General features: G+C 60.9%; 15 protein-coding genes and 1 pseudogene. 12 read left to right on the plus strand and 4 right to left on the minus strand.

Features of this window, described 5'->3' with window-relative positions; genetic code table 11:
* A partial coding sequence (locus tag ACRAUW_RS12655) for a hypothetical protein (protein WP_431362557.1) occupies nt 1-220 on the plus strand: 220 nt, incomplete at its 5' end.
* A gap of 202 nt (nt 221-422) precedes the next feature.
* Here the strand turns inward: ACRAUW_RS12655 and ACRAUW_RS12660 are convergent.
* Nucleotides 423-1,286, minus strand: coding sequence for a YicC/YloC family endoribonuclease (locus ACRAUW_RS12660; RefSeq protein ID WP_005342032.1), 864 nt, complete (start codon nt 1,284-1,286; stop codon nt 423-425).
* Between the two features lie 147 nt (nt 1,287-1,433).
* Here ACRAUW_RS12660 and rph point away from each other — a divergent pair, with 147 nt between their 5' ends.
* From rph to ACRAUW_RS12705, 9 genes are all read left to right on the plus strand, one after another.
* Entirely contained in the window at nt 1,434-2,150 is a 717-nt protein-coding gene (rph, locus tag ACRAUW_RS12665) for a ribonuclease PH (protein ID WP_431362558.1), read from the plus strand.
* Between the two features lie 82 nt (nt 2,151-2,232).
* The gene (pyrE, locus tag ACRAUW_RS12670) at nt 2,233-2,886 is read left to right on the plus strand and encodes an orotate phosphoribosyltransferase (RefSeq protein ID WP_010676102.1); all 654 of its coding nucleotides are present in this window, start codon (nt 2,233-2,235) and stop codon (nt 2,884-2,886) included.
* A gap of 179 nt (nt 2,887-3,065) precedes the next feature.
* Nucleotides 3,066-5,498, plus strand: coding sequence for a heavy metal translocating P-type ATPase (locus tag ACRAUW_RS12675; protein WP_431362559.1), 2,433 nt, complete (start codon nt 3,066-3,068; stop codon nt 5,496-5,498).
* A gap of 10 nt (nt 5,499-5,508) precedes the next feature.
* The gene (gene cueR / locus ACRAUW_RS12680) at nt 5,509-5,898 is read left to right on the plus strand and encodes a Cu(I)-responsive transcriptional regulator (protein ID WP_431362560.1); all 390 of its coding nucleotides are present in this window, start codon (nt 5,509-5,511) and stop codon (nt 5,896-5,898) included.
* A 127-nt stretch (nt 5,899-6,025) separates the two neighbouring features.
* Nucleotides 6,026-7,180 (plus strand): diguanylate cyclase domain-containing protein, encoded by a 1,155-nt coding sequence (locus tag ACRAUW_RS12685; protein ID WP_431362561.1) that lies wholly within the window; start codon nt 6,026-6,028, stop codon nt 7,178-7,180.
* Between the two features lie 30 nt (nt 7,181-7,210).
* The gene (locus tag ACRAUW_RS12690) at nt 7,211-7,474 is read left to right on the plus strand and encodes a YihD family protein (RefSeq protein WP_005339598.1); all 264 of its coding nucleotides are present in this window, start codon (nt 7,211-7,213) and stop codon (nt 7,472-7,474) included.
* 191 nt (nt 7,475-7,665) lie between these two features.
* A complete protein-coding gene (gene ccoG, locus ACRAUW_RS12695; protein ID WP_431362562.1) occupies nt 7,666-9,117 on the plus strand; it encodes a cytochrome c oxidase accessory protein CcoG in 1,452 nt (483 codons plus the stop codon).
* Nucleotides 9,118-9,220: 103 nt separating this feature from the next.
* Entirely contained in the window at nt 9,221-10,210 is a 990-nt protein-coding gene (locus ACRAUW_RS12700; protein ID WP_431362563.1) for a serine/threonine protein kinase, read from the plus strand.
* A gap of 229 nt (nt 10,211-10,439) precedes the next feature.
* Nucleotides 10,440-11,048, plus strand: coding sequence for a thiol:disulfide interchange protein DsbA/DsbL (locus ACRAUW_RS12705; protein WP_431362564.1), 609 nt, complete (start codon nt 10,440-10,442; stop codon nt 11,046-11,048).
* 72 nt (nt 11,049-11,120) lie between these two features.
* On the opposite strand, the gene pncB is transcribed toward ACRAUW_RS12705, so the two are convergent.
* Both pncB and ACRAUW_RS12715 read right to left on the minus strand, forming a co-directional pair.
* Complete coding sequence (pncB, locus tag ACRAUW_RS12710; protein ID WP_431362565.1) at nt 11,121-12,299, minus strand: nicotinate phosphoribosyltransferase; 1,179 nt, start codon at nt 12,297-12,299, stop codon at nt 11,121-11,123.
* Nucleotide 12,300: 1 nt separating this feature from the next.
* The gene (locus ACRAUW_RS12715) at nt 12,301-12,936 is read right to left on the minus strand and encodes a nicotinamidase (protein WP_431362566.1); all 636 of its coding nucleotides are present in this window, start codon (nt 12,934-12,936) and stop codon (nt 12,301-12,303) included.
* A 74-nt stretch (nt 12,937-13,010) separates the two neighbouring features.
* Here ACRAUW_RS12715 and ACRAUW_RS12720 point away from each other — a divergent pair, with 74 nt between their 5' ends.
* Both ACRAUW_RS12720 and ACRAUW_RS12725 read left to right on the plus strand, forming a co-directional pair.
* Entirely contained in the window at nt 13,011-13,661 is a 651-nt protein-coding gene (locus ACRAUW_RS12720) for an NUDIX hydrolase (protein ID WP_431362567.1), read from the plus strand.
* Nucleotides 13,658-14,164 carry a DUF523 domain-containing protein gene (locus ACRAUW_RS12725; RefSeq protein ID WP_431362568.1) on the plus strand — a complete coding sequence of 169 codons (507 nt, stop codon included), beginning with the start codon at nt 13,658-13,660 and terminating at the stop codon, nt 14,162-14,164. Before ACRAUW_RS12720 ends, ACRAUW_RS12725 begins: the two co-directional genes overlap by 4 nt.
* Here the strand turns inward: ACRAUW_RS12725 and ACRAUW_RS12730 are convergent.
* Nucleotides 14,089-14,386 (minus strand): annotated as a pseudogene (locus tag ACRAUW_RS12730) (acyltransferase); the annotation flags it as partial. The gene ACRAUW_RS12725 and the pseudogene ACRAUW_RS12730 overlap by 76 nt on opposite strands.

The raw sequence follows: 14,386 nt of genomic DNA on the forward strand, positions 1-14,386 counted from the left end.
TATCTACCATCAGCGTGAACACGCCTGGCAGCAGGCACAAGAACAGGCGGATCGCGTGTGCGCCAGTGGCTACGATGCGGCCTCACGCTATGTGCATCAGTTGTGGGAAGCCTATCAGCTCAAAGGCGATAGCCCCGCGTTTGCCCAGCGCTTTAAGCAATTTGTGGTGGCGAACAACAGCCGTAAAGCGCTGTTAACCCGGCTGAAAGATCTCCTGTAGGCGGGTATCCGGTTACGCAACGTGACCCTTTGCGGCAAACGGAGGGCCAGTATCGTTGAACACAACAAGCAGGCGAGGCATGTCGGTTGTCACCGACATCCGTCCCTCTATGCGACCGGGAAGATGAAAAAAGCCCGGTATCACCCCTGCGATTCACAAGGTAATACCGGGCTTTTAAGCGATGCTTGGGCGGGTGAAAAATCTATTCGATGTTCTGAATTTGCTCGCGCATCTGCTCGATGAGGACTTTCAGCTCGACGGCGGACTGGGTCACTTCGGCGTTGATCGACTTGGAGCCCAAGGTGTTCGACTCGCGGTTGAACTCCTGCATCATAAAGTCGAGACGGCGACCGCAGGCGCCACCCTTCTTCATGATCTTGTTGGTTTCGCTGATGTGCATCTCCAGACGATCCAGCTCTTCGGCCACGTCGATCTTCTGGGCCAGCAGCACGATCTCCTGCTCGATGCGGGCCGGATCCAGCTCCACCTTGGCTTCGGCCAGCCGGTCGGTGAGCTTCTGGCGCTGCCACTCGATGATCTGCGGCAGGTGGACGCGCACCTTCTTCACTTCCACCTGAATGCCGGCCAGACGCTGTTCGATCAGGGCCTTGAGGTTGGCCCCTTCGCTGGCGCGGGAGGCGAGGAAATCTTCCATGGTCTGGTCAAAACCGCCGAGCAACTCGGTGGCGACCGCGTCCATGTCCTGTTCGGCGGCAGCCATGACACCCGGCCAGCGCAGTACATCGACCGGGTTGAGCTGGCCCTGGCCCGCCTCTTTCATTACCCAGCTGGCGCTGTCGATGATCAGCTTGGCCAGCTCTTCATTGATGTGCAGCTGGCTGGCTGCGGCCTGAGCGGCTTCAAAACGCAGGTTGCACTCCACCTTGCCGCGCTGCAGCTTGGCGCGGAAACGCTCACGCAGTACCGGCTCCAGGCTGCGCAGTTGCTCCGGCAGGCGAATGTAGGTTTCCAGATAGCGCTGGTTGACCGAACGAATTTCCCAAACGGCTGTGCCCCAGTCGCCCTTGAATTCCTTGCGGGCGTAGGCGGTCATGCTGTGAATCATTGATTGTTCCGGGCTTGATGAAGTGTGCGGCCAGTATACTCAGCCCGGCCCTGCTCGTCAGCCGATGCCGTGGTTTTAGCGGCTGATATTTGGGGCGGGATCACTTATAATCCCCCGCCAATTTGAGCCAGCCCAGAGGTCCGTTCCATGTCACGTCCCAGCGATCGCAGTGCCGCGCAACTTCGCCCGGTTACCATTACCCGCAATTTCACCAAACATGCAGAAGGCTCAGTGCTGGTGGAGTTCGGTAACACTCGCGTGCTCTGCACCGCCAGCGTCGACACCAGCGTTCCGCGCTTCCTGAAAGGGAAGAATCAGGGTTGGGTCACTGCTGAATACGGCATGTTGCCGCGCTCCACCCACTCCCGGATGAACCGCGAAGCGGCCTCCGGCAAGCAGAGTGGCCGCACTCTGGAGATCTCCCGTCTGATCGCCCGCTCCCTGCGCGCCGCGGTAGACCTGACTGCGCTGGGCGAACACTCCATCACAGTTGACTGCGATGTGCTGCAAGCCGATGGCGGCACCCGTACCGCCTCCATTACCGGTGCCTGCGTGGCGCTGGTGGATGCGCTGAACTGGATGGTCGAGAAGGGCATGATCAAACAGAGCCCGCTCAAGCAGATGATCGCTGCCGTCTCAGTCGGTATGTACGAAGGCGAAGCCATCTGCGATCTGGAGTACATCGAAGACTCCGCCGCCGAGACAGACATGAACGTGGTGATGACCGAAGATGGTCGCATCATCGAGGTGCAGGGCACCGCGGAGGCCGAGCCCTTCACCCACGAAGAGCTGCTGGAGATGCTGGCGCTCGCCAAGGGCGGCATCGCCGACATCATTGCGCTGCAGAAGCAGTCGCTCTCCTGATTTCTGTTTTGAAAAACGCGGCATTGACCGCGTTTTTTTATACCCCCACACAAGACAACGACAAGCCAAGCAAGGAGCCAGAATGAAAGCCTACCAGCGTCAATTTATCGAGTTCGCCCTGGAGAAGCAGGTCCTCAAATTCGGTGAATTTACCCTGAAATCCGGTCGTAAAAGCCCCTACTTCTTCAACGCCGGTCTGTTCAACAGCGGCCGCGATCTGGCCCGTCTCGGCCGCTTCTATGCCGCCGCCTTGATGGATGCCGGCATCGAGTTCGATGTGCTGTTTGGCCCGGCCTACAAGGGGATCCCCATCGCTTCTGCCACCGCCGTGCAGCTGGTAGAGCAGCACGATGTGGATGTGCCCTGGTGCTTCAACCGCAAGGAGGCCAAGGATCACGGCGAGGGTGGCAATCTGGTGGGCAGCCCGCTCAAGGGGCGCATCATGCTGGTGGATGACGTTATCACAGCCGGGACCGCCATCCGCGAATCCATGGATCTGATCCAGGCCAACGGCGCCTCGCTGGCCGGTGTGCTGATCGCATTGGACCGTCAGGAGAAGGGCAAGGGCGAGCTCTCCGCCATTCAGGAGGTGGAGCGTGACTACGGCGCCCACATCATCGCCATCATCCAGATGAGCGACCTGATTCAGTATCTGGAGGAGAAGCAGGCCGAGCAGCCGGAGCTGGCGGCGCAACTGGCGGCCATGAAGGCTTATCGCGCCCAGTACGGTATCTGAGCTCCGCTCACACCGCGCAATAGCTGAATGCGGCGCCCGTTTGCTCTCTGGCAGCAAACGGGCGCCGTTTTTTTCATCTGCAAAAAGTGGATCATGTGGCTTGAGCTTACCCTTAGAGTAAAGGTTAGGGTTTGCCAGTCGGCGTTTTATGGTGCCGACGGGTTCTGGGGAGGAACAACATGATCACTCATCTTCAATCACCCATTCATCTGCAGCTGCCGCTCAGCGGCATGAGCTGCGCCAACTGCGCTGGCCGCATCACGACCGCCCTCAACAAGCTGGAGGGGGTATCGGCTACCGTCAACTTCGCGCTGGAGCAAGCGGCCATCGAGCTGGCCAGCCCCGATCGCCTGTCTGCGGTGCTCGACAGCATCAAGAGTCAGGGTTACGACTACGGCAGCGAGACCTTTTTGTTTCAAATTACCGGCATGACTTGTGCCGGTTGTTCGGCTCGACTGAACAAGATGCTGGCCGCGCTGCCCGGCGTTATCTCCGCCGAGGTCAACTTCTCCATCGAACAGGCCCGCATCGTGCTGGTCCCCGGGATGCAGACCCCGGCCGCTTTGCGCGAGCAGATCGAGGCGCTCGGCTTTGGCGCCCAGCTGGCACAAGGTTCCGCCAGCGGCCGCCGCCAGCAGTTGCTGGAGCGGGAAGCGCAGGAGGCTGCCAGCGCCCGTCAGGCGCAAACCCGGGTCATCGTCTCGGCCCTGCTCACCCTGCCGCTGCTGGTAGGGATGCTGGCCATGGCCGGACTGTTCCCCTGGCATCTGCCCGCCTGGCTCGAGCTGCTGCTCGCCACCCCGGTGCAGTTCTGGATCGGGGCCCGCTTTTATCGCGGTGCCTGGCTTGCCCTCAAGAATCGTGCAGCCAATATGGATGTGCTGGTGGCCACCGGTACCAGCGCCGCCTACTTCTACAGCCTCTATCTGCTGCTTAACCTGGGAATGGCTGCCAGCGGCAAGCTCTATTTCGAGGCGAGCGCCATCATCATCACGCTAATTTCGTTGGGCAAACTGCTGGAGGCGAGAGCCCGCCGCAGCACCCAGTCTGCCATTCGTGAACTGATGGCGCTGCGGCCGGAAACTGCCACCGTCTGGCGTGGCGAGAGCTGGCAGAGCGTCGCCATCGACGAGGTGCTGCGCGGCGATCGGCTGCGGGTGCTGGTGGGGGAACGGGTGCCGGTGGATGGCAAAATTGTGAGTGGCGAGAGCGAGCTGGACGAGTCGATCCTCACCGGCGAGAGCCTGCCGGTGCCGCGCGGCGAGGGCGACAAGGTGCTGGGCGGTGCCATCAACCGCTCCGGCGTGCTGGAGATAGAGGCCACTACCGTGGGGGAGGACTCCAGTCTCAGCAAGATCATCGCATTGGTGGAGAGCGCCCAAATGGGCAAGGCGCCGCTGCAACAGCTGGTGGACAAGGTCTCCGCCGTGTTTGTGCCGGTGGTGATGGCTATCGCCCTCTTTACCCTGCTGGTGTGGTACGCCATCAGCAACGACTTCGGTCAGGCGCTGCTGGCGGCGGTGGCGGTGCTGGTGATCGCCTGCCCCTGTGCGCTGGGGCTGGCCACCCCGGCGGCCATTGTCACTGGCACCGGCGTCGCGGCGCGTCACGGCATTCTGATCAAGGATGTCGATACCCTGCAGAAGGCCCACGCCATCAAGGCGCTTATCTTCGACAAGACCGGCACCCTCACTCAAGGCAAGCCTGTGCTGGCCAGCTGGAGCGGCAACGATGAGCAGCTGCGCCTCGCCGCCGCCCTGCAGCAGGCGAGCGAACACCCGCTGGCGCTGGCCATGTGCGAGGCCATCGGCAAAGAGGCGGTGCTGCCCCAGCTGGAGGCGGTGGAAGTGCGAGTCGGTGCCGGTATTGTCGGTCAGGTAGCGGGCCACAGGGTCGCCATCGGTAATGGCTCTTTGCTGGCCCAGCTCGGTATTGTGGTTCCGGCGCAGGATGAACAAGCCGCCGACGGCTCAACCAGGGTCTGGGTCGCCATCGACGGCGTGGTGGCCGGCATCGCGGCGCTGGCTGATACCCTGCGCCCCGAGAGCCCGGAAGCCATCGCAAACCTGCGCCAGCGCGGCATCGCCAGCTGGCTGGTGAGCGGCGATGCACCGGCGCCGGTGGCCCATATCGCCGCCAAGCTGGGGCTGGACGGGGCCTTCGACTCCGTGCTGCCAGCTGGCAAGGTGGAGAAAGTAGAGGCGCTGCGGGGGCAAACCCGCGGGCTGGTAGCTATGGTAGGAGACGGGGTGAATGACGCCCCGGCGCTGGCGGCGGCGGATGTCGGTATCGCCATGGGCTCCGGCTCCGATGTGGCGATGGAGACCGCTTCCATCACCCTGATGCGATCCGACCCGCGGCTGGTGGCCGATGCCATCGACATCTCGGCGGCGACCTGGCGCACCATACAGCAGAATCTGTTCTGGGCCTTCGTGTTCAACATCATCGGCATTCCGCTGGCGGCGCTGGGCTACCTCAGCCCCGAGCTGGCGGGGGCGGCCATGGCCCTGAGCAGCATCACAGTTTTGAGCAATTCCCTGTTATTGAAACGCTGGCAGCCGCGGGCAATGGCCCATGTCAGCCACAATGTCAGCACTGAATCGAACCATTAAGGAGTCATCCATGAACATCAGCAAGGTAGCCAAGGCCACGGGACTGACTGCCAAAACCATTCGTTATTACGAGAGCATCGGCCTTCTTACTGCCCCGGTACGCAGTGACAACGGCTATCGCAGTTACACCGAGGGATCGCTGCGCGAGCTGCGCTTCGTCAAGCGGGCGCGGGAGACCGGCTTCAATCTGGAGGAGTGTCAGGAGCTGCTGGCGCTCTACCGTGACGAACACAGAACCAGCGCCCAGGTGAAGAAGCTGGCGCAGGAGAAGATCGTCGATCTGCGGGCTCGCATCGCTGGTTTGCAGGCGATGCTTAGCTCGCTCGAGGGGCTGGTCGGTTGCTGCCACGGGGATGAAAACCCCGAATGCCCGATCCTCGACGAGCTGGAGAAGGGGTGAACAGTGACTCACCGGTTGGCGCAGGAGCAACAGATATTAATTGATTAAAAACTTAATAACCGGTGCTTTATTGTTGCTGGTCAGGGGGTAATGGTAGACTGCTCGGCTCTTGTACAGGAGTACTCATTTGACGCAGAGTGTGACACGCCAGGTCAGGCAGGCCATTATGGCTCAGCTCTATACCCATGCATCGTTCGGTCTGCCCTGTCTGGGCTTGATGGCATTTGGCTGGAGCCTGCTGTTCCACGACTATCTGCCTGCCACCGAAGCGTTCGGTTGGTTGTCTGGGACTTTGTTGTGGCTGCTGGGTCGGGGTTGGCACTTGCGCTGGCGGCGGACCCGCCTGCGTCAGATCTCGCCGCGGGTACTGGAGCGGGAGCTCTTTATCGGAGCCACCATCACCTCCATCGTCTGGGCTCTCGGGGTGCTGCTCTACATGGACAAGCTGCCCGATACCTACCGCGCCGCCATGATGATGCTCTCCAGCCTTATTCTTACCGGCAGTGCCATCATGTTGTTTGGCTGCCGCCGCTCGCTCTACGGAGTCGTGTTGCCGCTCGGGTGCGCCATGCTGTTCGAGTTGGGCAATGGCAACGAGCAGGAGCGGATCGTCGCCTGTATGCTGGCGGGTTATCTGTTTGTCTTTTTGCCGACCCTGCTGCGCCGGATGCAGCGGGATCAGATAGCCTCGCTCCACCACCGCTTCTCCAATGCCGAACTGGTGGCCGAGTTGAAGGCGGTCTCCGAACATTTGCGCCTTACCTCCCGTCTCGATGGCCTGACTGGCATCGCCAACCGTGCCCATCTCGATGACTCTCTGGAGCGCGCCTGGCGCCGTTGCCACCGAGCCCGGGCGCCGCTGTCGCTGGTGCTGGTAGATGTGGATTACTTCAAGCAGTTCAACGATCTCTACGGTCACCAGCTGGGGGATGACTGCCTGCAACAGGTGGCGGGCTTGCTGGCCGAGGTGGAGCGGCGCGAGGACGATCTGGCGGCCCGTTACGGGGGCGAAGAGTTCGCCTTGCTGCTGCCCTGCACCGGCATGCAGGGGGCGCTGCAGGTGGCGGACAATGTGCGGCAGGCGCTCAAGGAGCTGGCCATCCCGCACCAGAAGTCACTGGTCTCCGGTCGGGTCACATGTAGTTTTGGTGTTGCGACACTGATACCGGACAACAGCATGAAAATCGCCGATTTGATCCAAAAAGCGGATGCGGCACTCTATCAGGCCAAGCATAATGGGCGGGATCGAATCGAAGTAGCCTTGATGGGTAAGGTTGCCTGAATTTAACGTGACAGATTAAAGAGGTTGTCTATGCAATGTCATCGTATCGAAGAGCTGCTGGAGTTGTTGCAGCCTGCCTGGATCAAGGAACAGGATCTCAGCCTGGTGCAGTTTGTTGCCAAACTGGCCCAAGAGGCGGGATTTGAAGGGCCTCTGTCCGAGCTGACCGACGACATGCTGATCTATCACCTCAAAATGCGGGAATCCGACAAGCAGGCGATGATCCCGGGTCTGGCCAAGGATCATGTGCCCGATTTCAAAGAGGCGCTGCTCAAGGCGCGCGGTATCAAATAAGCCATTTAGCCGGCCGCATCAGTAAGGCCTCAATGGAATCTAAAAAAGGCGTTTCGTCAACAGGCGAAACGCCTTTTTTGTTAATGAAATTTGCGATCCAACGCCAACATTAGATACATCTAATCCACACGGTTATCAGGTTGTTTAAGATATAATCCGCGCCATAACAATTAAGGGAGCGATGTCTTGCAATGGCCGACCACGATAAAATCGATATCAAGGACGTCACCGACAAGGGCGTAACCGGGACCTTCAACCCCAATACGTTCAAAGCCAGCGACGACAGATTCAACCCGGGCAACCGCATCTATGTGCGGGCCCAGAAAGGGTATTGGCAGCGGATGCGCAAGGCCATGGGCTGGTTCTTTGTGGCGCTGTTCGTGCTGCTGCCCTGGCTGCGTTACGACGGGCGACAGGCGGTGCTGTTCGACCTCGGTCACCAGCAGTTCCATATCTTTGGCGCCACCATCTGGCCGCAGGATCTGACCCTGCTCGCCTGGCTCTTCATGATCGCCGCCTTCGGGCTCTTCTTTATTACTACCTTCCTCGGCCGGGTCTGGTGTGGCTATCTCTGCCCACAGACGGTATGGACCTTCATGTTCATCTGGTTTGAAGAGAAGCTGGAAGGGCCCGCCAACAAACGGCGCAAGCTGGACGAGGCGCCCTGGGGCGGCGAGAAGCTGGCTCGCAAGGGGGCCAAGCATCTGGCCTGGCTGGCGATCTCGCTGGTGACCGGCCTGACCTTCGTCGCCTACTTCCAGGATGTGACTGAACTGGTGCCGGACCTCTTCACCCTGCAGGCCAGCGGATGGGTGCTGTTTTGGGTGCTCTTCTTCACCATCATCACCTACGGCAATGCGGGCTGGATGCGTGCCATCATGTGTATCCACATGTGCCCCTATGCCCGCTTCCAGTCCGCCATGTTCGACAAGGACACCTTCATCGTCGGTTATGACACCAAGCGTGGCGAGACCCGTGGCGCCCGCTCCCGCAAGGCGGATCCCAAGGCGATGGGGCTGGGTGACTGTATCGACTGCGATCTCTGCGTGCAGGTCTGCCCGACCGGTATCGATATCCGCGACGGCCTGCAGTACGAGTGCATCAACTGCGGCGCCTGCGTCGATGCCTGCGACCAGACCATGGAGCGGATGGGTTACCCGAAAGGGCTTATCAGCTACACCACAGAGCACAAGCTGGCCAACGACTCGACCCATGTGGCGCGGCCCAAGCTGATAGGTTACGGCTTGGTGATGGCAGTGATGCTGGGAGTCTTTGTCTACAACGCCATGTCCATCATGCCGATGGGGCTCGATATCCTGCGGGATCGCAACCAGCTGTTCCGCGAAAACAGCGAGGGGCTTATCGAGAACACCTACACCCTCAAGATCCTCAACAAGACCCTGCAGTCCCAGACCTACCAGCTGGATGTGGAGGGCTTGCCCGAGTATCAGTGGTTCGGCCCCCGTGAAGTGACCCTGAAGGCGGGGGAGATCTACACCCTGCCGATCAGTCTGGCGGTCGATCCCTACAACCTGAAACGGCCGGCGCTGGATATCCAGTTCGTGCTGAAACGGGAGGGGGCGGTGCCCGATGACAGCAAGGGCAACCTGCGCCAGGGCAGCAAGTTTATCAGTCGGTTGTAACTGCGTGTGGCTGCGGGCCGGGCGTGACACCAGTCCGGTTATCAGCGAGCACGGCAATGCCGGGCAGTAGTGATAGAATGGGGCGCAACGGCGCCCCTTTCTTATGGTGGATGACATGCGTTTCAACTATTCCGACCTCAATCCCGACCTCATCATGGATGCGCTCGATCTCAGTGGCCTGCGGCTCGACTCCGGCCTTATAGAGCTCAACAGTTACGAAAACCGGGTCTACCAGTTTCAGGATGAGGATCGTCGCCGCTATGTGGTGAAGTTCTACCGTCCCGGCCGCTGGAGCCGGGCCCAGATCCTCGAGGAGCACGAGTTTGCCACCCGTCTCGCAGAGGCTGAGATCCCGGTTGCCGCACCGCTCGCCTTCGCGGGCGAGACCCTGCTGGAGCATGAGGGTTACCCGTTTGCCATCTGGCAGAGCGTTGGTGGCCGTCAGTTCGAGGTGGATAACCTCGATCAGCTGGAGTGGGTGGGGCGTTTCCTCGGTCGCATTCATCAGATCGGCGCCAGCAAGCCGTTTCATCATCGGGTGCGGCTCGATGTGGAGAGCATGCTGCACGAACCGCGTCAGCTGCTGGCGTCTGGCGAGTGGCTGCCAAGCGGGCTGGCCAAGCAGTTCTTCGGGGTGCTGGACGAGCTGATCAAGCATGTCGGCGACGCCATGACCCTGGATGTGGCGCAGATCTCCCTGCATGGTGACTGCCACCCGGGCAACATCCTGTGGCGTGATGGCCCCATGTTTGTCGACCTCGATGATTGCCGCACTGGCCCCGCGATCCAGGATCTCTGGATGATGCTCAGCGGTGAGCGCCACGAGCAGCAGATCCAGCTCGACACTCTGCTGGCGGGCTACGAGGAGTTTATGGAGTTTGACTCGCGGGAGCTGGCGCTGATCGAGCCGCTGCGGGCGATGCGCATCGTTCACTACATGGCGTGGCTGGCGCGGCGCTGGGAAGATCCCGCCTTCCCCCGTCACTTCCCCTGGTTCAATACCGATCACTACTGGCGTCAACAGATAGCGACCCTGCACGATCAGCTGGAAGCGCTGAAGGCACCACCGTTGAGCCTGATGCCTGGGTGGTAACTTATCCGGCGGCCAGCAGATAGCCCCACCTTTGGCACGATCAGCTCGATGCATTGAAGGCGCTGCCGTTGAGCCTGATGCCAAATTGGTGAAATGGAAGGGATCTTGCGCGGCAAGCGGGATTCGATCTCCGGCCCTGCCCATTGACGTCAGCATGGCGAAACAATAGGCTTGGCTCTGCTTCGGTTCGCCGGGCGTGCCTCACAGTGATCCCTTAACAGGAAACATCATGAAAAAAATCCTATTTTTCCTTGCTGCCATGCTGATGATCCCCATGGTTCACGCCGCCCCCGAGTTCAAGGAAGGCGTCAACTACGATGTGGTCAAACAGACCGGCAGTGCCCAGCCGGAAGTGATGGAGTTTTTCTCCTACTTCTGCCCGCACTGCGCCACCTTCGAACCGATCGTTGAACAGTTGAAGGCCGGGTTGCCAGAGGGGGTGCCCCTCAAGAAGAACCCGGTTGCCTTCCTCGGCCGCGAGATGGGCCCCGAGTTGCAGCGTGCCTATGCCGTTGCCAGCCTGCTCAACGCCGAAGCCAAGCTGACCCCGGCCATCTTCACCAAGATCCACACCCAGCGTCAGCCGCCTATGAGCCGTGACGATGTGAAGCAGCTCTTCGTGGACAACGGCGTACCGGCTGAAGAGTTCGATGGGGCCGTCGACAGCTTCGCCGTCTCCGGCATGGTCTCCCAGTTCGATCGCAACACCGAGAGCTACAACATTCGCGGTGTACCGTCCTTCCTGGTGAACGGCAAGTATATGGTGAAGATGGAATCCATCACCTCTCAAGAGCAGTTCAACAAGCTGGTGCAGTTCCTGCTGGCCAAGAAAGACTGACCACTCTTGAGTCGATAAAAAAGCCCGCCGGTGTGAACCGGCGGGCTTTTTGTTTTCTGGTGTTCGGGAAGATCAGACCCCGACGTGGAACGCCTGTTTGAGGTTACGGATAAACTCCGCATCCCGGCAGAGGGTCTTGCCCGGGCTGTCGGAGATCTTGGCAACCGGGCCGCCATTGCATTCGATCAGCTTGAAGACGATGTTCATCGGGCTGACACCGGGCAGATCGCAGGTGAGTTTGGTGCCGATGCCGAAGCTGGTGTTGATCCGGCCACGGAAGTGGCGGAACAGCTGCACTGCCTTGTCGAGGTTGAGTCCGTCGGAGAAGACCAGGGTCTTGTCGGCGGGGTCGATACCGAGTCGCTGATAGTGGCTGATCGCCTTCTCGCCCCATACCACGGGATCGCCCGAGTCGTGGCGCAAGCCCTGATAGCTGCTGGCCAGCTCGAAGTCGAAGTCCCGCAAGAAGGCATCCATGGTGATGCAGTCGGTCAGGGCGATGCCGAGATGGTTGGTAAACTCGTCCAGCCAGCTGGTGAGGGCAGCGCGCTGGCTGTGCTCCAGCGGGAAGCCGAGCTGCTGGTGCGCCTGGAACCACTCATGGGCCTGTGTGCCGACCGCGGGCAACTTGTACTTCTGGGCCAGCATGTAGTTGCTGGTGCCGCGAAACGCAGGCAGCCGCTCCTTGAGGCGAACCACTACCGCATCCTGCACCGCGTGGGAGAAGCGGCGGCGGGTGCCGAAGTCGATGAGGTTGAACTCGCTCATCTCGTCGCTGCTCAGCTCCTTCTCCAGCTTGTCGATCTTCTGATCGAGCCGCTCCAGCGCATGGCTGACGCCGAACTGGGGATAGCGGAAGCGGTTGCGCATCTCGCTGATGATGGCGAGCACCGGGATCTCCCACAGGATCACATCCTGCCAGGGCCCCTCGACCCGCACATTGATGCGGCCATCCTGCTCGAACACCTTGAGCAGGGAAGCATCGAGCGGCTTGCGGCGCAGGTGGTCGAGGTAGTCAGGGGTGAAGAAGGGGCGCTCGGCCAGAAAATCGAGCTCTGGCCTGGTCAGTCGCAGGGAACCGGCGAGGCGCAGTTGTTCCTCGATCTGCCCCATCATGGGCAGCAGATCCTCTTCATTGCGGCTGTGAAACTCGGCCACCACCTCGGCATCCGGGTAGCGATGAAACACCGCCTGCTGCATATGCAGTTTGTAGGCGTCGGTGTCGAGCAGGCTGGTTAGGATAGGGGGCATATCAGGCGTCCAGCAGGCGTTGTACATCGATCAGGGTCTGGGCCAGTTCGGCCCCTGCCTCGATCATCTGGGTGTGGGCGCTGGCAACCGTCGCGGGGGCGATGCCACGGCAGGCATCGAGATGGACTATCACCCGGAAACCGGCGCGGCGAAGTTGCAGCACGCTGGTTTTGACACAGTAGTCGGTGGCGAGGCCGCCGACCAGCACGGTATCGACCTTGCGGGCTTGCATGAACTCGATGAGTCCGGTGCTGCGCCGTTCGGCGAGATCGTGATAGCAGGCACCATAGGGATGCAGATCCGGCTCGACCCCCTTCCAGACGAAGAAGTCATAGTCGATGGGGGCGGGCAGGCCATCGAGCAGCTCGAAGCCCTTGCTGCCGGGGACGCAGTGTTGCGGCCAGGTTAGGTCGGCGTTTGGCAAATCAAGCGGTTGCAGCATGGTAACAGGCTCGCTGGCCACCCAGACCGCATTGGCGGGGTGGGCATCCTTGCTGCCGATGCGCAGGCTGGCGAGGGTGGCCTGAGCGTTGAGGGCCGCCACAATATCATCCCCGCCCGCGACGGGCAGTTCGTTCGGGCAGAGGGGGGTAAAGCCCTTCTGCGCATCAATATCCAGGCTGGCGACGGTTCCCATGATTGGCTCCTGCACATACTATTCGTGTGATATTATCTACCAAACATTAATGGAAGGCGAGCAGGGCGATCGGCATGCTGAGAATGAGTCTGGATATGGTGGTGCTGCGGTTGCATGAGGAGCGGCTCGAACTACTGCTCGAGATCCGCGATCGCCCCCCTTTTGCCCTCAGCTGGCAACTGCCTGCGCTGCGCATCGACGAGACGCTGGACCGGGATCTGGATTCCGCCCAGCGCCGCCTGCTGGCGGAGTGGGGGCTCGGTCACTGCTACAGCGAGCAGGTCTGCACTCTCGGCAATCTGGAGCGGGATCCCCGCGGCTGGTCCACTACCCTGGTCTATCTCTGTCTGGTGGCGCCTGAAGTGGAGGCTCGCCACGGCTGCTGGCATCCGGTTTCGACCCTGCCGGGTATGAGCCTCGCCTTCGACCATCTCCAGCTCATCGCCAAGGGGCTGGAGCGGCTGCGGATCAAGAGCCGCTACAGCACCCTGCCGCTGCAACTACTGGGGCCCGAGTTCACCCTCTCCGAGGTGCAGCGCGCCTTCGAAATTATCCTGCAAACACCCATGAATACGGCGGCGTTCCGCAAGCGGATCCATCGCGCCGACATTCTGGTTGATACCGGCCGCAAACGTACCGGCAAACAGCGTCCCGCTATCCTCTACCGGCTGGAGAGCCCCTGCTGCGTGATGTTCGATCAGGTGATGCACGGAGCGGAAGCATGAGTGAGACCGGCGTGCACAAGGTGCTGGTGAGTGCCTGCTTGCTGGGTCAGCCGGTGCGTTACGACGGTCAGAGCAAGGGGATTGTCAGCGACTGGCTGAGTGCGCTGGGTGCCGAGGGGCGGGTGCTGGCCTTCTGCCCCGAAGTGGCTGGCGGTTTGCCGACCCCACGTCCTCCTGCCGAGCGACAGGGCGAACGGGTAGTGACGGCGAGCGGAGTGGATGTGACAGCCGAGTTTGATCGCGGCGCCGAGCTGGCGCTGGAAATCTGTCAGACGCAGGGCATTCGCTTCGCCCTGCTGAAAGAGGGGAGCCCCTCATGTGGCAGCGGCCGTATCTATAACGGCCGCTTTGAAGGTGTTTCTGTGGCGGGCGAGGGCAAGACCACTGCCCTGCTGCGCCGCCACGGGATTGCTGTCTTTTCCGAAAATCAGTTGGCCGAGTTGGCTTCTGCGCTCTCTTTGGATTCATCCCCGGATTTGGCGGCAACCGGCAGCGGTGACTGACCGCTCTGCCACTCCTCCAGCACCTCGTCTTTCTCCTGCCAGCGCTGGTTTAGCCAATCCTGAAAACCGCGCTTGAACTGCTTGTCGTTGAAGTAATCCCCAATGAGCGCCTCATCCACCGGCAGCTCCTCGATCCGCACCTGAATGCGTTTTACCCGCCCCATCAGGAAGTCCTTGAACGGGGTCTCGGCATTGTCCGGATAGCGGATGGTGACGTTGATC

The organism is Aeromonas sp., assembly GCF_050633025.1.
Classification (GTDB): Bacteria; Pseudomonadota; Gammaproteobacteria; order Enterobacterales; family Aeromonadaceae; genus Aeromonas.